Origin of the sequence: Xenorhabdus doucetiae, from assembly GCF_000968195.1 — a bacterium.
GTDB classification, from domain to species: Bacteria; Pseudomonadota; Gammaproteobacteria; order Enterobacterales; family Enterobacteriaceae; genus Xenorhabdus; species Xenorhabdus doucetiae.
The window spans coordinates 2250400-2270897 of sequence record NZ_FO704550.1; the positions used below are offsets into that span (position 1 = coordinate 2250400).

The 20498-nt window shown below is 44.3% G+C and carries 18 protein-coding genes and 1 other annotated feature (1 of these 19 running past the window's edge); of the genes, 7 read left to right on the top strand and 11 right to left on the bottom strand.

Features of this window, described 5'->3' with window-relative positions; genetic code table 11:
- Positions 1 to 18 precede the first annotated feature (18 nt).
- Together XDD1_RS10130 and bla are read left to right on the top strand one after the other, a co-directional pair.
- Positions 19 to 1953, top strand: a complete 1935-nt coding sequence (locus XDD1_RS10130; protein ID WP_045970869.1) for an exoribonuclease II — start codon at positions 19 to 21, stop codon at positions 1951 to 1953.
- A 73-nt stretch (positions 1954 to 2026) separates the two neighbouring features.
- Positions 2027 to 2947, top strand: a complete 921-nt coding sequence (bla, locus tag XDD1_RS10135; RefSeq protein ID WP_052705681.1) for a class A beta-lactamase — start codon at positions 2027 to 2029, stop codon at positions 2945 to 2947.
- Between the two features lie 58 nt (positions 2948 to 3005).
- Here the strand turns inward: bla and yciH are convergent, their stop codons facing one another.
- From yciH to XDD1_RS10155, 4 genes are read right to left on the bottom strand one after another with little or no spacing between them, the layout of a single operon-like run.
- Entirely contained in the window at positions 3006 to 3329 is a 324-nt protein-coding gene (gene yciH / locus XDD1_RS10140) for a stress response translation initiation inhibitor YciH (RefSeq protein WP_045970870.1), read from the bottom strand.
- Positions 3322 to 4062 carry an orotidine-5'-phosphate decarboxylase gene (gene pyrF, locus XDD1_RS10145; protein WP_045970872.1) on the bottom strand — a complete coding sequence of 247 codons (741 nt, stop codon included), beginning with the start codon at positions 4060 to 4062 and terminating at the stop codon, positions 3322 to 3324. Before pyrF ends, yciH begins: the two co-directional genes overlap by 8 nt.
- Positions 4063 to 4116: 54 nt before the next feature.
- On the bottom strand, positions 4117 to 5286 hold the full coding sequence (gene lapB, locus XDD1_RS10150) for a lipopolysaccharide assembly protein LapB (protein WP_045970878.1): 1170 nt from the start codon (positions 5284 to 5286) through the stop codon (positions 4117 to 4119).
- Between the two features lie 6 nt (positions 5287 to 5292).
- Positions 5293 to 5607 carry a LapA family protein gene (locus XDD1_RS10155; RefSeq protein ID WP_045970880.1) on the bottom strand — a complete coding sequence of 105 codons (315 nt, stop codon included), beginning with the start codon at positions 5605 to 5607 and terminating at the stop codon, positions 5293 to 5295.
- Positions 5608 to 5989: 382 nt separating this feature from the next.
- Here XDD1_RS10155 and ribA point away from each other — a divergent pair, with 382 nt between their 5' ends.
- The gene (gene ribA, locus XDD1_RS10160) at positions 5990 to 6586 is read left to right on the top strand and encodes a GTP cyclohydrolase II (RefSeq protein WP_045973477.1); all 597 of its coding nucleotides are present in this window, start codon (positions 5990 to 5992) and stop codon (positions 6584 to 6586) included.
- 96 nt (positions 6587 to 6682) lie between these two features.
- Here ribA and acnA read toward each other — a convergent pair whose 3' ends face one another.
- Positions 6683 to 9406: an aconitate hydratase AcnA gene (acnA, locus tag XDD1_RS10165; protein ID WP_071827262.1), complete on the bottom strand. Its 2724-nt coding sequence runs from the start codon at positions 9404 to 9406 to the stop codon at positions 6683 to 6685.
- A 298-nt stretch (positions 9407 to 9704) separates the two neighbouring features.
- On the opposite strand from acnA, the gene XDD1_RS10170 reads away from it, so the two are divergent.
- Together XDD1_RS10170 and XDD1_RS20390 are read left to right on the top strand one after the other, a co-directional pair.
- On the top strand, positions 9705 to 10544 hold the full coding sequence (locus XDD1_RS10170) for a hypothetical protein (RefSeq protein ID WP_045970882.1): 840 nt from the start codon (positions 9705 to 9707) through the stop codon (positions 10542 to 10544).
- Positions 10545 to 10578: 34 nt separating this feature from the next.
- Entirely contained in the window at positions 10579 to 10746 is a 168-nt protein-coding gene (locus XDD1_RS20390; RefSeq protein WP_197540985.1) for an FMN-binding negative transcriptional regulator, read from the top strand.
- A 170-nt stretch (positions 10747 to 10916) separates the two neighbouring features.
- Here XDD1_RS20390 and cysB read toward each other — a convergent pair whose 3' ends face one another.
- Both cysB and topA read right to left on the bottom strand, forming a co-directional pair.
- On the bottom strand, positions 10917 to 11891 hold the full coding sequence (cysB, locus tag XDD1_RS10175; RefSeq protein ID WP_045970884.1) for an HTH-type transcriptional regulator CysB: 975 nt from the start codon (positions 11889 to 11891) through the stop codon (positions 10917 to 10919).
- Between the two features lie 360 nt (positions 11892 to 12251).
- Positions 12252 to 14849, bottom strand: coding sequence for a type I DNA topoisomerase (topA, locus tag XDD1_RS10180; protein WP_045970886.1), 2598 nt, complete (start codon positions 14847 to 14849; stop codon positions 12252 to 12254).
- A 307-nt stretch (positions 14850 to 15156) separates the two neighbouring features.
- Here topA and XDD1_RS10185 point away from each other — a divergent pair, with 307 nt between their 5' ends.
- A complete protein-coding gene (locus XDD1_RS10185) occupies positions 15157 to 15408 on the top strand; it encodes a YciN family protein (protein ID WP_045970888.1) in 252 nt (83 codons plus the stop codon).
- A 147-nt stretch (positions 15409 to 15555) separates the two neighbouring features.
- On the opposite strand, the gene sohB is transcribed toward XDD1_RS10185, so the two are convergent.
- Complete coding sequence (sohB, locus tag XDD1_RS10190; RefSeq protein WP_045970890.1) at positions 15556 to 16602, bottom strand: protease SohB; 1047 nt, start codon at positions 16600 to 16602, stop codon at positions 15556 to 15558.
- Between the two features lie 236 nt (positions 16603 to 16838).
- Between sohB and XDD1_RS10195 the strand changes: the two genes are divergently transcribed.
- On the top strand, positions 16839 to 17603 hold the full coding sequence (locus XDD1_RS10195) for a YciK family oxidoreductase (protein WP_045970898.1): 765 nt from the start codon (positions 16839 to 16841) through the stop codon (positions 17601 to 17603).
- 104 nt (positions 17604 to 17707) lie between these two features.
- Here XDD1_RS10195 and rluB read toward each other — a convergent pair whose 3' ends face one another.
- The 3 genes from rluB to rnm all read right to left on the bottom strand — a co-directional run bounded on the left by rluB (position 17708) and on the right by rnm (position 20211).
- Positions 17708 to 18631, bottom strand: coding sequence for a 23S rRNA pseudouridine(2605) synthase RluB (rluB, locus tag XDD1_RS10200; RefSeq protein WP_045970899.1), 924 nt, complete (start codon positions 18629 to 18631; stop codon positions 17708 to 17710).
- Positions 18632 to 18695: 64 nt separating this feature from the next.
- On the bottom strand, positions 18696 to 19316 hold the full coding sequence (locus XDD1_RS10205) for an L-threonylcarbamoyladenylate synthase (protein ID WP_045970901.1): 621 nt from the start codon (positions 19314 to 19316) through the stop codon (positions 18696 to 18698).
- Positions 19317 to 19335: 19 nt separating this feature from the next.
- The gene (rnm, locus tag XDD1_RS10210; RefSeq protein ID WP_045970903.1) at positions 19336 to 20211 is read right to left on the bottom strand and encodes an RNase RNM; all 876 of its coding nucleotides are present in this window, start codon (positions 20209 to 20211) and stop codon (positions 19336 to 19338) included.
- 206 nt (positions 20212 to 20417) lie between these two features.
- Positions 20418 to 20498: a sequence feature (Trp leader region), on the top strand; it runs 20 nt beyond the window's last position.

Consider the following 20498-nt stretch of genomic DNA (forward strand, 5'->3'; position numbering starts at 1 on the left):
CCATATTCTCCAGATATTATGTTTCAAAATAATCCGCTGCTTGCGCAGCTAAAACAGCAACTTCACGCTCAAACCCAGCGCGTAGAAGGTTTAGTCAAAGGAACTGAGAAAGGCTTTGGATTTTTAGAAGTCGACGGTCAAAAAAGTTATTTCATCCCACCTCCCTACATGAAAAAAGTCATGCACGGTGATCGAATTACCGCTGCTATCCACATAGACAAAGAAAAAGAAATTGCCGATCCTGAATCTCTGGTTGAACCTTTTCTGACCCGTTTTGTCGGCAGAGTTCAGAAGAAAGAAAACGACAATCGGCTATGGATTATTCCGGATCATCCATTATTAAAAGACTTTATCCCTTGTCGTCCGGCAAACCACGTTGACCATACGTTTGAACATGGCGATTGGGCCGTGGCGGAAATGCGCCGGCATCCCCTGAAAGGCGATCGCGGTTTTCACGCTGAAATCACTGGCTATATTACGCAAGGTGATGACCACTACGCCCCGTGGTGGGTAACATTAACTCGCCACAGCCTAGAACGTGAAGCGCCTGTAATGACAGATTGCCTGTTGGACGAAAGCGCCGAACGCGTTGATCTGACCGCGCTTGATTTTGTCACTATTGACAGTGCAACCACCGAGGATATGGATGATGCCCTGCACATCACCAAAAATGATGATGGCAGCCTGAAACTTTCTATTGCCATTGCCGATCCCACCGCTTATATCGAGGCAGGTAGTGAACTGGACAAAATTGCCTATCAACGCAGTTTCACCAATTATCTGCCGGGCTTCAATATTCCCATGCTTCCGCGTGAGCTCTCTGATGATCTATGCTCTTTGCGTCCTAATATGCGCCGTCCGGCTCTGGTTTGCCAGGTTTCTATTCTGAAAAATGGTCAATTGGGCGATGATATTCAATTCTTCTCCGCATGGGTTGAATCTAAATTTAAACTGGTTTACGACGAAGTCTCAGACTGGTTAGAAGGTCAGGAAGGTTGGAAACCAAAGTCAGACGCCGTTACCACCCAAATCACACTGCTGAAAGAGATGTGCGAACGCCGCAATGACTGGCGTCTGCAAAACGCGCTGGTTTTCAAGGAGCGCCCGGATTACCGGTTTATCCTTGATGAAGGCGGCCATGTTATTGATATCGTTATAGAACAACGCCGTTCAGCCAACCGTATTGTTGAAGAAGCCATGATCACCGCGAATTTATGTGCCGCGAAAATTCTGCGTGATAAATTGGGCTTTGGTATTTATAACGTTCATACTGGCTTTGAACCGACCCAGATTGAGCAAGTCGTTGATGTCCTTAAAGAGCATGGTATTGAAGCTGAGGCTCAAGCATTACTGCAACTGGAAGGGTTCTGCGAATTGCGTCGTGAGTTGGATAAACAACCGACCCAGTTCCTCGATAGCCGTATCCGCCGTTTCCAAACTTTTGCTGAAATCAAAACAGAACCCGGCCCACACTTTGGTCTGGGATTTGATGCTTACGCGACCTGGACATCCCCTATCCGTAAATACAGCGATATCATCAACCACCGTTTGTTGAAGGCAATTATCCAGCAAGCTGAAGCAGATAAACCCACCGAAGATCTCTGCCTGCAATTGACAGACCGCCGCCGGGCTAACCGCATGGCAGAACGTGATGTTGGCGACTGGCTTTACGCCCGTTTCTTGCAACCTCACGCCGGCACAGATAAAACATTCCCGGCAGAAATTATCGATATTACCCGTGGTGGCCTGCGAGTCCGGCTGGTAGATAACGGTGCCATCGCTTTCGTTCCCGGACCCTTCCTGCATGCCGTTCGTGATGAAATTCAATGCAGTCAGGAAACCGGTTCCGTCTTAATTAAAGGCGAAACGGTTCACCGTTTGAATGACATCATCAACGTCCGCATTGAAGATGTCAGAATGGAAACCCGCAATATTGTGGCACGTCCTGTATAGGCTAATTCCACAAGTCATTTCTATAAAATATCTCTGCCGCCATTTATGGCGGCAGTTTTATAAGGACTCCCATATGAACCGGATTGGTTTCGCAACCGCCCTTGCTTCCTTACTGAGTGTATTATTCACTCTCCCAGCCAGTGCAACTGTGCATACAAATCAAATTGCTCACCAGAATGAAATATCGCCGTCAAAAAAGGCAAATGAGATCATGCACCAGCTTGCCATGTTGGAGAAGAATGCTAACGGCCGGCTTGGGGCAGTATTGATAGACACATCTGATCATTCCACCCTCTCTTACCGCGCAAATGAGCGTTTTCCCCTATGCAGCACCAGTAAGTTGATGGCGGTATCCGCGATTCTGAAACAAAGCGAAACCGATGCTCACTTATTGCACCAGCGAATTCACTATCAACCATCAGATCTTGTTGAATACAGCCCGATTACGGAAAAACATCTCAAAGAGGGCATGACATTGGCAGAATTGAGCGCGGCAACACTACAATATAGTGATAATACCGCGATGAATTTGCTTCTTAATCAATTGAATGGCCCAGATGGTGTCACAACATTTGCCCGCACTATCGGTGACCATGATTTTCGCCTTGATCGCCAAGAACCTGAATTAAATACCGTCGTGCCAGGTGATGAACGCGATACCTCCACCCCGCAAGCCATGGCAAACAGTTTATCTCATTTAGCGTTGGGAAATGCCTTAGCGACAACGCAACGTGAACAATTGGTTGCGTGGTTAAAAGGAAATACAACCGGTAGCACCAGCATTCGTGCAGGAGTGCCTAAGGATTGGATTGTTGGAGATAAAACAGGCCGCTGCGATTACGGTACAACAAATGATATTGCGGTCATTTGGCCAGTGCCCAAACGGGCACCATTAGTTTTGGTGACTTACTTCACTCAGCCAGATGATAAACAAGCCCATGCCCGCCCAGATGTATTAGCCACCGCCGCACGTATTATGACGCAGAATTTTTAGTCTAACTAACAAGCTATACAGCCAATAAACTGCATAGCTTGCTTATCACAAACTGGATTTAGCCCCCAGCTAATTTGACTTTCATTCCTTTTGCTTCCAGCAATTGTTTCAGCAAATCACGCTTATCACCTTGGATCTCAATTTCGCCCTCTTTGGCAGAACCGCCACAACCGCATTTTTTCTTCAATTCGGCGGCCAACTTAGCCAACGTTTGGTCATCGGCATCAATGCCCGTGATCACACAAACACCTTTCCCTTTACGACCACTGGTTTGGCGCTGAATACGCACAATTCCATCACCTTTCGGACGAGAAGGTTTTATTTTTTCTTCCTGAATGCGGCCACCCTCCGTTGAATAAACCAAGCGAGAGTTATTATCCATGAATGACTCCAATCGATTGATTAATCTGCGCTAAGGTCAATGCCGGATTTTCTGCACGGGTAATGGGACGCCCGATCACCATATAATCCACCCCAGCCTGAACCGCCTGAGGTGGTGTCATAATCCGACGCTGATCGCCCGCTTCTGTACCTTCAGGGCGAATACCCGGCGTAACAAGTTGGAAGGCCTGACCACATACTGTTTTCAATTGCTGCGCTTCATGGGCGGAACAGACGACACCATCCAAGCCACACTGTTTAGTCAATAGTGCCAAGCGTTCCGCCTGCTGCGCTGGAGTGACATTAATGCCTGCGTCCAACAGATCAGATTGTTCCATACTGGTCAGCACAGTAACAGCAATCAACAGAGGTGCATCATTACCGTAAGGCACCAAGGCTTCTTTCGCGGCTGTCATCATCCTCGCACCACCACTCGCATGAACATTAACCATCCATACGCCCAGTTCAGCCGCAGCCGCAACGGCTCTTGCCGTTGTATTGGGAATATCGTGAAACTTAAGATCCAAAAATAGATCAAAACCACGCTGATGCAGTGCCTGAACAAATTGCGGGCCATACAGGGTAAACATTTCTTTGCCCACTTTCAGACGACAGGATTGTGGATCGATTTTATCGACAAATGCCAGCGCGGCATCCTGATTGTCATAATCCAGTGCAACAATAACAGGCGAGTTAATCTGTTTATTTAAAGTTTGTACTGTGTGGGAAGTCATTTCTAGGCCCTTTGATTTACTAAAATAGCAACATGCAACATAATAGTGACAGTGTCACTGACCATCCAATCCTCGGATCGGTTTAATCGAATCCCAAGAACGACATGAAGGACAATGCCAATATAATGAGCGGGAAGTGAAGCCACATTTGTGGCATCGATAATCAGGTTTCGTGCGGATTTGCTCACCGACCATATTACGCAAAAGGATCAGGCTTTCTTTCGCCCGCCCTTCTTCTGCCTCCGCCAGATGATAATCCATCAGACGATAAAATAGCCTCATTGTTGGATGGCGTTCCAACTGACGGTTAATGTAAACTTGGGCGACATCACGCCCTTCTTTTTTCTCAAGGATATCCGCCATATAAAGTTCAGCAATCGCACCACTTTGTTCTTCTACACAGCGCTGGACAAAAGATTGCCACTCATCCGGTTGGGAGAGATATTGGTAACACTCTTGCAACATTGACAAAGATTCACTGATCAGTTGTTTATCTTGATCGAGGATCCGTTTCAATGCATGGGTGGCTTTAAGATATTCCCCTTGGGCCATATAAATACGGCCAAGCATGATAGAAGTACGGGCACAATTTTTGTCTGCCTGAGACGCTTTATTCAGATAGCCGATCGCATCCGTAAAATCGTCACTCCCCATACATTGCAGGGCCAACTCACAATAGAAATGGGCGATCTCTTCCCGAAAATGGTGTTTACCCAGTTTTACGAGTTTTTCAGCGATCTCAATGGCTTTATTCCAGTCACTGGTTGACTGATAGATAGTTAGCAAGGAGTTAAAAGCATTTTCACGGAAATCCGTTTCGTCAACCAACTGAACGAACATATTTTCAGCGCGGTCATAGACGCCGGCAGCCATATAATCTTGCCCAAGCTGCTGGATCGCAAGCAAACGTTGTTCAAATGTCAGGGAAGCACTTTCCATCAGGGACTGGTGAATACGGATGGCTCTTTCAACTTCACCACGGGAACGGAATAGATTTCCCAGTGTCAGGTGGGCCTCAAATGCAGAACTGTCCTCTTTCAGCATATCAAGAAATAAATCTACTGCCTTATCCTGCTGATTAGAGAGCAAAAAGTTAACACCATCAACATATTCACGTGAGAGGCGATCAGCCGATTGCTGTTTGTCTTGTTGAGCACTTCTGCGCCCCATATACCAGCCATAAGCCGCAGCAATGGGAAGCAACAGAAACAACAGCTCTAACATGGAGAATTATTCCTTGGTTAATGCTACGGTAGATACGGCCTTTGTGGATAATTCAGACGACTTCCCCACTTGAGTTTCAAGGCGCTTGATTTTGCGTTTCGCCTGTCGCAAAGCAACACAAGTGCGCAGGTAAAAAGCCCCACAAACTCCCCAACCGAGGATAAAACCAACAGCAAACAGCGCCGCCAGCAATGTGGATACAGAATAATCACCTTTGGCAATCAAATAATTAAACGTCACAATCTGATTATTATTTGCTCCCAGTGTCACTGAGATAACAAAAACAACCAGGGCCAGTAATAAAATCAGAAAATATTTCACATTTTTTCCTGTTATCTATCGTTGCTGATTGGTTATGCCAAATAACAGACATAGTGGCGTGTTAAATTAGCATTTCTCGTCTACGCACGTCTACGTAGAGGAAGCAATTTATTGCCACAAACACAGATTTTCCTCTATTTCTCTCTTTTTGTGATAAGTACATCCGCAAAAATCTGCCTATAGTTTAGCATGTTAATATATTTCCCATTAAAGAACCTGACGCTTTATATTCATGCATATTAATAATTTCTGTTACAATGCGTCGGCGTGCATGCGTTGTCATCAGAGAAATTTTTTTGCGTAGTTTTAGCTGATTTCTCAACCGGTATTGTTCTGAGTACGCAATATTTATAACGAGTCAAATCAATATATGAATACAAAAATACAGCTAAAACGAGTAGCTGAAGCTAAATTACCTACGCCTTGGGGCGAGTTTTTAATGATTGGATTTGAAGAAATCAAAACAGGCCGCGATCATGTTGCGCTTGTTTTCGGCGATATTTCTGGCGATAAACCTGTATTATCGCGTATTCACTCAGAATGCCTTACTGGAGATGCTTTATTCAGCCTAAGATGCGACTGTGGTTTTCAATTAGAAGCCGCACTTGCGCAAATTAGTCAGGAAGGCCGTGGTATTTTGCTTTATCACCGCCAAGAAGGCCGCAATATTGGCTTGCTAAATAAAATCCGCGCCTATGCTTTGCAGGATCAAGGTATTGATACCGTTGAGGCCAATCACCAATTAGGTTTCGCTGCTGATGAAAGGGATTTCACCCTGTGTTCAGACATGTATAAGTTATTGAATATTAATGCCGTTCGCCTTCTTACCAACAACCCTAAAAAAGTTGAAATCATGGTAGAAGCGGGTATCAATATCGTCGAGCGTGTCCCGCTGATTGTGGGGCGCAATCCCCAAAATACTCACTATTTGGATACCAAAGCCAGCCGAATGGGTCACCTGCTGCCCAAGTCAAGCTAAAAGCTCTCTCATGACTTTTTGTCAAATCTGCAAAAAACTGCGCTGGTGTGGGCGCAGTTTTTATTTTTTCTGATTGATACCTATTTCAGTTTTTTGTTATTTCAGCATATTACGAATAACATAATGCAAAATGCCATCGTTATAGAAATAAGCCAGTTCTGTTCCCGTATCAATGCGGCAACGAGTATTAATCACAATCTCCTGTCCATTGGCATAGGTCATTTTCACCGCAATGGTCTGCCCCGGCTGAATATGCGCTAATCCTGTAATATCAACTCTCTCTTCTCCCATCAGGTTCAATGTCTTGCAACTAACACCTTGGGGAAACTCCAATGGCAAAATCCCCATACCAATCAAGTTAGAACGGTGAATACGTTCAAAAGATTCTGCAATCACCACTCTAACCCCCAGTAATCTTGTCCCTTTTGCAGCCCAGTCACGGCTTGATCCTGAACCATATTCTTTACCCGCAATAACAGCTAAGGGTATTTTTTCCTCTTGATAACGCATGGCAGCATCATAAATGGCGAGTTGAGATTGTGAAGGAATATGACGGGTATATCCTCCTTCAACCCCTGATACCATCTCATTGCGAATACGAATATTGGCAAACGTTCCCCGCATCATCACCTCATGATTACCACGCCTTGAGCCATAAGAGTTAAAATCTTTTGGTGCAACGCCATGCTCTTGTAAGTAACGCCCGGCAGGACTGTCAGCCTTGATATTTCCCGCCGGGGAAATGTGATCCGTCGTAACTGAATCGCCTAAGATCGCCAAAATGTGAGCCTGATGAATATCGGTAACGGGTTTAGGTTCAGCCGTCATATCGCTGAAAAAAGGGGGATGCCGTATATAAGTGGAATCCGGCTGCCAAGGATAAGTCGCAGAACTTTCGACACTCAGAGATTGCCAACTTTCGTCACCATCAAACATAGAATTATATTCTTTATGGAACATTTCAGTTCTGACTTTGCCAATCGCTTCTGCAACTTCGGTACTATTCGGCCAGATATCCTTCAAATAAACATCATTGCCTTGTTGATCTTTCCCGACAGGTTCCCGCGTCAAATCCTTTTTCATACTGCCGGAAAGCGCATAAGCCACCACCAGCGGCGGTGATGCCAACCAGTTCGTTTTCACCAGCGGATGAATACGCCCTTCAAAATTTCGGTTACCGGAAAGTACCGCCCCAACGGTGAGATCAGATTGTTTGATTGCGGCTTCAATCGGATCAGGTAATGGCCCGGAATTACCAATACAGGTAGTACAGCCATACCCCACCAGATTAAAACCCAGTTGTTCCAGATAGGGCATGAAACCGGCCAGTTCCAGATAACTTGTTACAACTTTCGAACCAGGAGCCAGTGAAGTTTTAACCCACGGTTGACGCTGCAAGCCTTTCTCAATCGCTTTTTTGGCAAGTAAACCCGCCGTCATCAATACGCTGGGATTAGAGGTATTGGTACAAGAAGTAATGGCGGCAATCACCACAGCCCCTTCTTGCAATGAAAAAGTTTGGTTATCTAAGGTCACCGATACCGCTGATGACTGCTTTTGCGCCTGATGGACATCCAATTCCATCGCAGACTGAAAAGCCTGGGGTACATTGCCTAATGCAACTCTGTCTTGAGGACGTTTCGGCCCAGCCAAACTGGCTTCAACCGTCGACATATCCAACGCAAGGGTACTCGTAAAAACAGGCTCATCACCCGCATTACGCCATAAGCCCTGAGTTTTGCAATAGGCTTCAACCAAAGCGATTTCTTCTTCATCGCGCCCGGTTAAGCGCATATAATCTAGTGTAATGTCATCAACCGGGAAGAAACCGCAAGTTGCCCCATATTCAGGAGACATATTGGCAATGGTTGCCCTGTCTGCCAGCGGCAAATCAGATAATCCATCTCCATAAAATTCAACAAATTTGCCCACAACACCGTGCTGGCGCAGCATCTGTGTCACCGTCAGCACAAGGTCGGTTGCCGTGATCCCTTCTGGCAATTTTCCGGTCAGTTTAAAGCCAACCACATCGGGGATCAGCATGGAAACGGGTTGCCCCAGCATGGCTGCCTCGGCCTCAATGCCCCCAACGCCCCAACCCAAAACGCCCAATCCATTAATCATGGTGGTGTGAGAATCCGTTCCGACCAGTGTATCGGGATAGGCAAAATTTTTACCCTCCTGATTTTCATACCAGACGGCTTTCCCCAGATATTCAAGGTTAACCTGATGGCAGATCCCCGTTCCCGGAGGGACAACGCGGAACCGATTAAAAGCCTGCTGCCCCCAACGCAAGAACAGATAACGTTCATAGTTACGTGCCATTTCTATCTGAACGTTTTCTGAAAATGCCTGCTCAGTGCCAAATTTATCCACCATGACCGAGTGATCAATCACCAAATCAACCGGGGATAACGGATTAACCTGTTCAACATTGCCACCGAGTTTCAACACCGCTTCCCGCATCGCCGCAAGATCCACGACCGCCGGTACGCCGGTAAAATCCTGCATAAGTACGCGGGCGGGACGATAAGCAATTTCCCGGTCTGCATGACCGGTTTTTTGCCATGCCACCAGCGCCTTCAAATCATCTTCCACCACAGATTCACCATCGATATTGCGCAGAAGATTTTCAAGCAAAACTTTCAGGGATTTTGGCAAGCGGGATATCTCGCCCAATTGTTCAGATAACAATGGTAAGCTGTAATAGTGGTAGGTTTTACTGTCAGAGGTTTTACTATCAATAGATCTGTTTCCACTCGTTGTTTTGCTTCCAATCAAGAGTGTTGAAGCACAGTCCGTTTTCAATTTAAACGACATAACTCCTCCTTTCTTATTATTTATGGTTAACTACATCATTAAACATAACATATAAGTAAATATTTGTTATTCCGTAACCACACATTTTGTTAACTGGTTGTAAATTCTTATTTATTGATAAATTTTAATGATGACATCGCCAAAGTAGATATGTTTTATTCAAGTCATAAGAGTTTGATTGCATCGACTCTATATTTTCTACGCATTTCTGGCTAAATAGATTGTAAATTACGACTTAAAAAATGAAGGCATATTCAGAATATTTAATGAGTTTATTAGAGATTGGAGAGATTAAGTTATGGATACAGAAAAAAATAGAGAGTACCAACATTACGTAAGCCACATACAGCAAGCAGATCAGTTCTTTTCGACGGGGATTAACCCTAAATTTTCTTTGTCGGACTATCGACTTAGCGATACTGACGGTCTTGTTCAATTTATTATTACCTCAAATATTGTCGACAAAGCCTCTGTAATACAGAAAATGAATGAAATTAAAAAAATACAGATAGCACTTTCTTCAATAGCGGCTGGCTACATCAGCCAATATACCCATATTCACGGCCAAGAATATAAGACTGACATTCAATTTTGGGGAGATATCATGGCAAAACTGCCACTGATGAGCGTTATGAATATCGAAAGTCAAACTTATCAGCATGAAATGAAAGGTATTTCGATTGCAACAAATTTACTCCAACTCATTATGGATATTATTTTAAATGCAAACTCCCCCAGCTTGAAAAATTTTTCCGATTTCCTGCAAAAACAAGGTGATGCCATCAGACTGGGATTGAAGCGAAATGGTAATCATTATTCCACTCTCACCTTGGCCAGTGTTATTGAAGCGGTTGGCATTGAAGATCACGTCATGTATGTTCCTAAAATGAAACTGTATAAAATAGATTTTGACAGAACCAACTCAGAAGTGACGTCGAACTGCGCCTCTAATGAAAATATTAATGTTGGATTCACTTACTCCTCTTGTGTTTCCTTATTTCATTATCAGGCGTTAGAAGATCAAGATGTCAAAACAGCTTTCGATAATTTCATGCTTAAAAACCAAAAAACTTCGATAGAAGATTCAGATAGTTTTTTCAATGGTGAATTTAAGGCGACGCTTCCAAAAGAAGCATAAATCTCCTCTTCTTTGACGGGTACACATATTCCGTTTGTATTTAATTATATATCTCCCTATCTGGTACGAATCTGAAAATGCCGTACCTACCTGGGATTACACGGCTGTTCATTGTTACGGTGTCACAAAAATTTTAAGCGGTGATGAAACTAAACTGGCTTTAGAAGCCTTGCTGATCAATGTGGCGTTTGTACAGCTTTGAGCGAAAGTAACAGGGCTGACGATAAAAAATTAGCTAACTACATGAAAATACACAATATAGGCACAGGAAAGTGACTCTATGGAAGCGGGACAAAGATGAAGATAAAAAGAACCCCCCTCCTTAAAAATAAGGAGAGGGGTTCATGTTTAATCCATTCTTTAAACTATTTTTTATACTATCGGTAAATCAATATCTTTGAACATTTCTTCGATTTCTTCATTGGAACGCAATGCAATGGCTTTATCCACAACATCACGCGTCAAATGTGGAGCAAAACGCCAAATAAAATCGTACATATAACTGCGCAGGAAACTACTGCGTCGAAAGCCAATCTTGGTTGTGCTGTAACCAAATTTATCACGCATATCAATACGCACGAGATCGCTGTCCTGCACAGGTTCTACCGCCATACTGGCAATCACACCAACCCCTAGTCCCAACCGCACATAAGTCTTAATCACATCCGCATCTGTTGCGGTGAAGACAATTTTAGGTTTCAAACCCGCCCGATCAAAAGCCACATCCAACTCAGAGCGTCCGGTAAAACCAAAGGTATAGGTGACAATCGGATATTCTGCCAATTCTTCAATCGTCACGTTCTGTCTATTCGCAAGTGGATGATCTTTTGTCACTACAACAGAACGGTTCCAATGATAACAAGGCAACATAATCAGGTCGCTATAAAGGTGAAGCGCTTCCGTTGCTATCGCAAAGTCACTGTTTCCTTTGCATACCTCTTCCGCAATTTGCGTTGGGGAGCCTTGATGCATGTGCAGTGATACATTGGGATAACGTGCAATAAATCCCTTAATAATAGGAGGTAAAGCATATCTTGCTTGCGTATGGGTAGTCGCTATATATAAAGAACCCCGATCGGGATAGGTGTGTTCACTGGCAACAGAACGAATTGAATCAATTTTTGACAAAACCTCACGTGAAATACGGACAATTTCTTCACCAGCCGGAGTCACGTGCGTCAAATGTTTACCACTGCGAGCAAATATCTGAATCCCCAATTCATCTTCGAGCATCCTGACCTGTTTGCTGATCCCCGGTTGAGAGGTATACAACCCTTCTGCTGTAGAAGATACATTTAGATTGTGATTAACCACCTCTACAATATAACGCAATTGCTGTAGTTTCATATCAGCACTGTCCCTAATAATCAAATGTATGAATGTTTTGTAGTTTAATTAATTTCTATATTGCTAATGGTTACCCGCTTATAACTATATAGAATATATATTTGTCAGTATATAACCACTATAACACTTGCTATATATTTATATAACAAATAATTAGGTTGAGTAACTATTATCAAGCGCCTGTTGCAGATATATTGTGTGTTACTTTTATTAAAATACAAAAAAAGCCAGCCCTCAGGACTGACTTTTTAGAAAGAAAAGTTACATTTCTCACAAAAAAAGAAATATCTCTCTAAATATATTTCTATGAATTATACCCAATAAGTGAGGATATAATACACAAATTCATCATCAGATCGATTACTTTTCTTTCACAACCCAAGCCCCTTCAACAAAAAATGCGGTCCATCCGGTAGATTTGCCATTTTTCTCCGAAGAAACATATTGCTGTTTAGTTTTTCGGCTAAAACGGACAACGGTTTTATTTCCTTCAGGATCAGCAACAGGTGCTTCCGCCAAGTAACGCAATTTTTCCGGTAAGCGTTTTTTAAACCGAACAAGCTCTTCAACCAGTGGTGCACGCGTTTCGCGAGACTTAGGGAAAGTGTTGGCTGCTAAAAATACCCCTGCTGCACCATCACGCAAGACAAAATAGGCGTCCGATTTTTCACAGGCCAGTTCAGGTAACGGAACCGGATCTTCTTTCGGTGGCGCTACTTCTCCACTCCGCAAAATCTTACGGGTATTCTTGCACTCTTCGTTTGTACAGCCCATGTATTTACCAAAACGCCCCATTTTCAGGTGCATTTCTGAACCACACTTATCACACTCAACTATCGGACCATCATAGCCCTTGATACGGAATTCACCTTCTTCAACTTCATAACCATCACACGCTGGGTTATTACCGCATACATGCAATTTACGCTGGTTATCAATCAAATAACTGTCCATCGCTGTACCACACTTTTTACAACGAGGACGAGCGCGTAAGGCATTGGTTTCAGCGTCATCGCCTTCCAGAATATTCAGAATTTCATTTTCTGGGATAAGGTTAATGGTCTGCTTGCATCGCTCTTTAGGTGACAACGCGTAACCAGAGCAACCCAGAAATACGCCTGTTGTTGCAGTACGAATGCCCATTGGACGGCGACAAGTCGGACATTCAATCGATGTAATCACCATCGGATTCGGGCGCATTCCGCCTTCATCTGGCTCTTTACTAGCAACATCAAGCTGTTCGCTGAAATTGGAGAAAAACTCGTCCAAGACCCCTTTCCAATTCGCCTCATTATTGGCGACATGATCGAGCTGGTCTTCCATTCTTGCCGTGAAATTATAACTCATCAATTCATTGAAATTTTCTTCCAAACGATCATTGACGATTTCACCCATTTTCTCCGCATAGAACCGACGGTTTTCAACGCGAACATACCCTCGTTCCTGAATGGTTGAGATAATTGATGCATAAGTCGATGGACGGCCAATCCCGCGTTTTTCCAACTCCCTGACCAAGGAGGCTTCACTGAAACGCGCGGGCGGTTTAGTAAAGTGCTGGCTTGGCAGTAACTGTTGCAAATCAAGCTCAGTTCCCACTTCAATGGCCGGCAACGTATGGTCTTCATCCCCTTTGCGCAAAGCCGGCATCACTTTTGTCCAACCATCAAAACGCAGAGTACGGCCTTTGGCACGTAATTCAAAATCACCGGCTTGAACGGTCAGTGTTGTGGAATCATATTTCGCAGGTGTCATCTGACAAGCGATAAATTGACGCCAGATAAGCTGATACAATTTTTGTGCATCCGCTTCCATGTCTTTCAACGCTTCTGCCATGACATCGACATCAGAAGGCCGGATCGCCTCATGGGCTTCCTGCGAATTTTCCTTACTGCTGTACACATTAGCACTTTTCGGCAAGTAGTTGTCACCAAAATGGTTGCTGATATAACCGCGTACCATTTCCAACGCATCCTGGCTTAAGTTCGTTGAGTCAGTACGCATATAAGTGATATGCCCGGCTTCATATAGACGTTGCGCCATCATCATGGTTTTTTTGACCCCAAACCCAAGCCGTGTACTGGCGGCTTGCTGTAAGGTTGAGGTAATAAACGGCGCACTTGGTTTACTGGATGTCGGGCGATCTTCACGCTCAATCACGTTGTATCTCGCTTTTTCAAGCAGAGAGAGTGCTGATTGTGTTTGCTGAGCATTGACGGGCTTAAATGGTTTTCCCTTCTGATGGGTGACTTCCATATGGAGAGCAATCTCACCCTTAGCCATTAAATCCGCATGCAGTTGCCAATATTCCTCCGGCACAAATGCCTTGATTTCACGTTCCCGTTCAACCACAAGACGAACAGCGACAGATTGAACCCGCCCTGCGGATAACCCTCTGGCCACTTTTTTCCACAGTAGCGGTGAAACCATATAACCCACCACGCGATCCATAAAACGGCGCGCTTGTTGAGCATTCACACGGTCAATATTTAATTCACCGGGATTATCAAAAGCTTGTGTGATGGCATTTTTGGTAATTTCATTGAATACCACCCGGCTGAAACGGGAATCATCGCCACCAATCACTTCCCGCAGGTGCCATGCAATCGCCTCTCCTTCACGGTCAAGGTCCGTTGCAAGGTAGATGTGATGCGCTTTTTCAGCCAGCGTTTTCAGCTCTGAAACCACTTTTTCTTTGCCGGGCAAAATTTGATAGTTCGCTTCCCAACCATGATAGGGATCGATACCCATACGGTTTATCAGCGCCGTTTTCTCATCTTTTTTGACTTTCTTTTTATTCTTATCGGTAGATGAGCTTGAACTCTTTTGACTCACTGTTCCACTCGTCGGCAAATCACGGATATGACCCACACTGGATTTTACAACGTAGTCATTCCCCAGATATTTATTGATTGTTTTGGCTTTTGCCGGGGACTCCACTATAACAAGAGCTTTAGCCATAGTTACCTTTACCTAATTATCTTCTTTTCAGATGGCGAAAATCACGGCGTTATGTTGCGATATATAAAATAAAACCTCTTTTTATATTGCGATAGATTTGCAAGATATCAACTAATTTTTATCTTGTGCTTTTGCTTAAGCGCAAAACCCTTTGAAATATTTAGGGTATTTTATATACCTACATAGGCCATGCAATTGTATGATTTAACAGTTGTAAACAAAATCTTCCATCTGCATGACGAAAAGCCCACACTCTACCTGATAAAAAACGATGCGCAACAACTTATTTCTTGAAGGAGCACGATAAATGAAAACTGAAACCATGCCTATTAAGCGAGATCAGTTACTGAAAAAAGCAAATGAAATCATTAAGGCGCACGAAGATTTTATACCGGGAATGTACGCAAAGAGTGTAGAACAAAAAGGTAGGGTATTCGTGTTTCAAGGCGAGTTTTTTCTGGATGGGGACGGATTGCCTACCGCAAAAAGCACCGCTGTGTTTAATATGTTTAAACATTTAGCACATATATTATCCGAAAAATATCATTTGGTAGACTGAAAAACATCCCCTCCGGCCTGATGGGTAAATTATCAATAACTATGCGGGTAATAATAAAGGATATGACAAAATCGCCTCTATTAATTACCCGCATATTACCTGTTATCCGTATATTATCTGCGATGGTTGCAATAACTCATTTTTCCGTTACAGCAAAGGTTTTTCTCCTCTTTGCCACCAACGCATAAACAATTTGTCAACGCTCTCCATCGCGCCTCCCATAAAACGCTCTATAACACGTTTACGGCGAGAATAGCTAACGCCAATAACTTCACAGTGTTCAATTTTTTCAATCAGAAAATCATCACTGACACCTAAATCATCAATCAGCCCACTTTCTTTTGCCTGTGTGCCGTACCAATATTCACCCGTAGCGACTTTTTCCACATCCAAAGTTGGGCGATGTTGATGGATAAATGATTTGAATAATTTATGCGTTTCGTTCAGATCTTCCTGAAATTTTTTGCGTCCCTGTTCAGTATTTTCGCCCAGAACAGTCAAGGTACGTTTGTACTCACCAGCCGTATGCAGTTCCACATCAATATCGTTTTTCTTTAACAACCGATGAATATTTGGCAATTGCGCCACAACACCAATGGAACCAATAATTGCAAACGGTGCAGCAATAATACGATCCGCCACACAAGCCATCATGTAACCCCCGCTTGCCGCGACTTTATCCACCGCAATCGTCAAGCGTATCCCTTTCTGCCGCAAACGGGTCAATTGAGATGCCGCCAGCCCATATCCATGAACCACGCCACCAGGGCTTTCCAGGCGCAGTAAAACTTCATCGTTTTTGTCTGCCACAGCGAGTACGGCACTGATCTCTTCGCGAAGAGATTCCACCTCATGAGCATCCATACTGCCTTTAAAATCCAAAACATAAAGATTCGGCTTCTGTAAGGCTTTCTGCCCAGCTTTGGCTTCCGCTTTTTTCTGTTTGGCATCATTTTTTTGCTGCTTTTTTAATGTCTTTTGCCAAATTTTTTGTTCTGTTTCACTCATTCGTGCTTGCTGCATCTGACGCTGCCTTTCCTTGTATGACTCACCAAGATTAGTCAGCTTCAATTCCCCTTTTTGCATGGTTTTACGTACACCTAATCCGATACAAACAACTGCCAGAACGGCGATTGCCAAGATTACCGTAAGCACTTTGGCTAAGAACAATCCGTATAGAGATAAATATTCCACAGAGCCACCTTTATTAATTTATGATGAACAATATTTTTCATTCTAACTAAAAACCGAAGGCCTTGCTCTAACAGTTTGCTTAACCCTGTTCCAATTAGAAAGTGACTCTTTTGCTGATTTTTTACCAATGAGGGCAAATTTGACGGAAACTTTAAGTTTTGTTCTGATGATAACCTGCATGTGCCATCCCGAACTGGCAAATTATAGATTCACAAGCAATACAGGAAAATTGTCCGATGTTTGATTACCAACCCAATAGTAATCTGCTGCAACAAAAAATTATTTTAGTGACCGGTGCCGGCGACGGCATTGGGCGTGAAGCTGCACTGACTTATGCCCGTTACGGCGCACAGGTTATTTTGCTGGGACGTACTACCGCAAAACTGGAAGCCGTCAGGCAGCAAATTGAAAATGAGGGCGGTTTACCTGCTGATATTTATACAATGGATCTGCTGACGGTCACCGCAGAAGAGTGCCAAACTTTCGCTGATGCTCTGGCGCAGCGTTATCCACATCTGGATGGTGTTTTGCACAACGCCGGGCTGCTTGGCGTTGTTGCCCAAATCGTAGAACAACCCGTTCAGCTTTGGCATGACGTGATGCAAGTGAATGTCAATGCCACTTTTATGCTGACTCAGGCATTACTCCCTCTATTATTGAAATCCACCCGCGGCTCTTTGGTATTTACCAGTTCCAGTGTCGGCCGCGAAGGTAGAAGCGGTTGGGGAGTCTATGCGGTTTCCAAATTTGCCACAGAAGGCTTAATGCAGGTTTTGGCACAAGAATATCGGGACACTTCCCTGCGCATTAACTGCATCAATCCGGGTGGAACACGCACCAATATGCGAGCCAGTGCCTTTCCTGATGAAAACCCGGCTAAGTTAAAGACCCCCGCGGATATTATGCCAATCTATCTTTATGTGATGGGAGATGACAGCCGAAATGATTCCGGCATCAGTTTTGATGCCCAACCCGGTCGCAAAGCGGGGCCTGCTGAATAATACTCAAGGATGGCATAAAAAGGCGTTGATTGGTAAATGAATCCGCTGTTTCAATATTGATTAGCATCAATGCTGATACAGACTGAAACAGCGGCTTAAGCGTGTTAACGACCTTTAGCTGTCGTCTTCTTCCCGGCATTCTGACGAGAACTACTTGCAGGGCGTTTCCCCGCCGGGCGGGATGCAACCTGGGCATGTCGTTTTACTGCACGACGGATCTGGTTAGCCTTGACGCGACGTTGATCACGTCCAACAGCAACCTTGGTCACCATCTCTTCACCCAAACCTACCAACTGACGTAAATAGTTAGTCTGTTCCAACCCCAACTCAGTCCAGCCACCACGCGGCAGACCTTTCGGCAGATCAATATCGCCATAACGCACCCGGATCAGACGGCTAACCTGCACACCAACCGCTTCCCATAACCGTCTGACTTCGCGGTTACGACCTTCTGTCAACGTGACGTTGTACCATTGGTTGATACCTTCCCCACCTTTAAACGCGATAGTTTTAAATGAAGCCGGACCATCTTCCAGTTGTACACCTTGCGTTAATTGACGAAGTTTTGCACTATCCACTTCACCAAACACACGAACCGCATACTCACGTTCAACTTCCTGGCTTGGGTGCATCAAACGGTTAGCCAATTCCCCGTCGGTCGTAAACAGTAATAACCCGCTGGTATTGATATCCAAACGCCCTACCGCAACCCAGCGTGCGCCTTGCATTTTGGGCAGACGATCAAACACCGTCGGACGACCTTCAGGATCGTGGCGGGTACACAATTCACCTTCCGGTTTGTAATAAGCCAAAACACGGCAAACTGTTTTCTGTGGTTCCTTGATATTTAAGACTCGTCCATCCAAACGAACTTTAATTGAGGGCTTAACTTCGATTCGATCACCCAACGTTGCGATCTTACCATCAACGCTAATACGTCCTTGTTGGATATACCCTTCGATTTCGCGACGGGAACCATGACCAGAACGCGCGAGAACTTTTTGTAACTTTTCTGTTTTATCGCTCATTGAGCAACCTCTACTGTCGCCTTCACAGGCGTCGTGATATTAAATAAAAATTAAATCGACTACTTTATAAAAACGGGGTTACATCCCCTTCGCCTTCGCGAAGAATGGCGGGTGAATCCCCGGTTAAATCCACTACCGTCGTCGGTTGCTGCCCAAGATAACCACCGTGAATAATTAAATCAACTTGTTTACCCAAGGTATCCTTAATCTCTTCAGGATCAGACTCCGCAAAATCATTGCCGGGTAGAATCAAGCTACATGACATCAGTGGTTCACTCATCTTTTCCAATAGTGCCAACGCGATAGGATTGGAAGGAACACGCAAGCCGATGGTTTTGCGTTTTTCATTCATTAAGCGACGCGGAACTTCTTTTGTCGCCTGTAAAATAAAGGTGTAATTGCCCGGCGTATTATTTTTAATCAACCTGAACGCCTGATTATCCACATGGGCATAAGTGGCAATTTCAGACAAATCACGACACATCAAGGTAAAATTATGGCGTCCTTCCAATTGACGAATACGACATATACGGGTCATCGCCTCCTTATTTTCAAGGCAACAACCGATGGCATAACCTGAATCCGTAGGATAGATGACAACTCCGCCCTTTTTCAGTGCCTCCACACTCTGGTCGATAAGACGGGCTTGTGGATTGTCAGGGTGGATATAAAAAAACTGACTCATAACATAAACCTCTATACTTCTATGCAGTCCCAATCCGTGACCAATCGTGCCATATCGGTACAACATCACCGGGTAACCACAAATTACGTCCAAGTTCTATCCATGAACAAGGTTGGTGAAAATCCGATCCTAATGATACTTTCAGCCCATATTCTCTTGCCAATTGACCCAGTTGCTGTCTCTCATTAGGGGCTTGCTGGCACTGTGCAACTTCCATTGCATCACCGCCATGTTGTGTAAACCAAGCTATTAATCGTTTTAGCCATTTCATTGACAAATCATATCTGCCCGGATGGGCAATGACCGCCTGACCTCCTGCTTGGTGAATGGTTTCAATCGCCTGCTCAATTGTACACCATTGCGGAGGGACATAACCGATTTTTCCCTTTGCCAGATATTTTTTGAACACTTTCTGGATCGTGGGTTCAATGCCGGCTTCTATCAGATAACGGGCAAAATGGCCGCGAGTGACTTGCCCACCATTAGCTAATTGAGATGCCCCTTCCCAAGCGTCAGGTATCCCTGCTTTGGCTAGTCGACGCCCAATTTCAATGCCACGCTGTTTTCTTAAATCAACCTGATTAGCCAAAAGCTTTCTTAAGGAGATAGCATTGATATCAATATCTAAACCAACGATATGAATTTCCAGATTTTGCCATAATGTCGAAATTTCAACGCCGGATACCAACGTCAACGGCAAATTATTTTGCTGAATGTGGTTTAAGGCAGGTGGAATACCTGCCGTCGTATCATGGTCGGTAATTGCTAACACATCAACGCCCATAGCAATAGCTCTATCCACGAGTTGCTCAGGTGATAAAACGCCATCTGAAGCTGTCGTATGGCTATGCAGATCATAGCGTTTTGTCATTTCACTGGCGGCTTCAGTAGTCATTGTTTCTTACCTGTTTTAAGCACAAAGTGGCGATAATAACTCTCACCTTATTTCATTGCTACAGACATAAGACATAAAAAATCATTGACAAGTGAATGGTGATCCAGTTTACTAGTACAAGGGTTAACTAAAACATCCTTCATCAAAAAAACATTGAACAGGCAGGGCACTCAAAAATGCGCGTATTTATGCAAACTCTACAAGTCAGTCGTTGGTGGCACAACTTCCCATTCCGGGCGGTTGGCTCACGCACATAAATGCAGATACGCAAGTGCCAAAACCCGCCC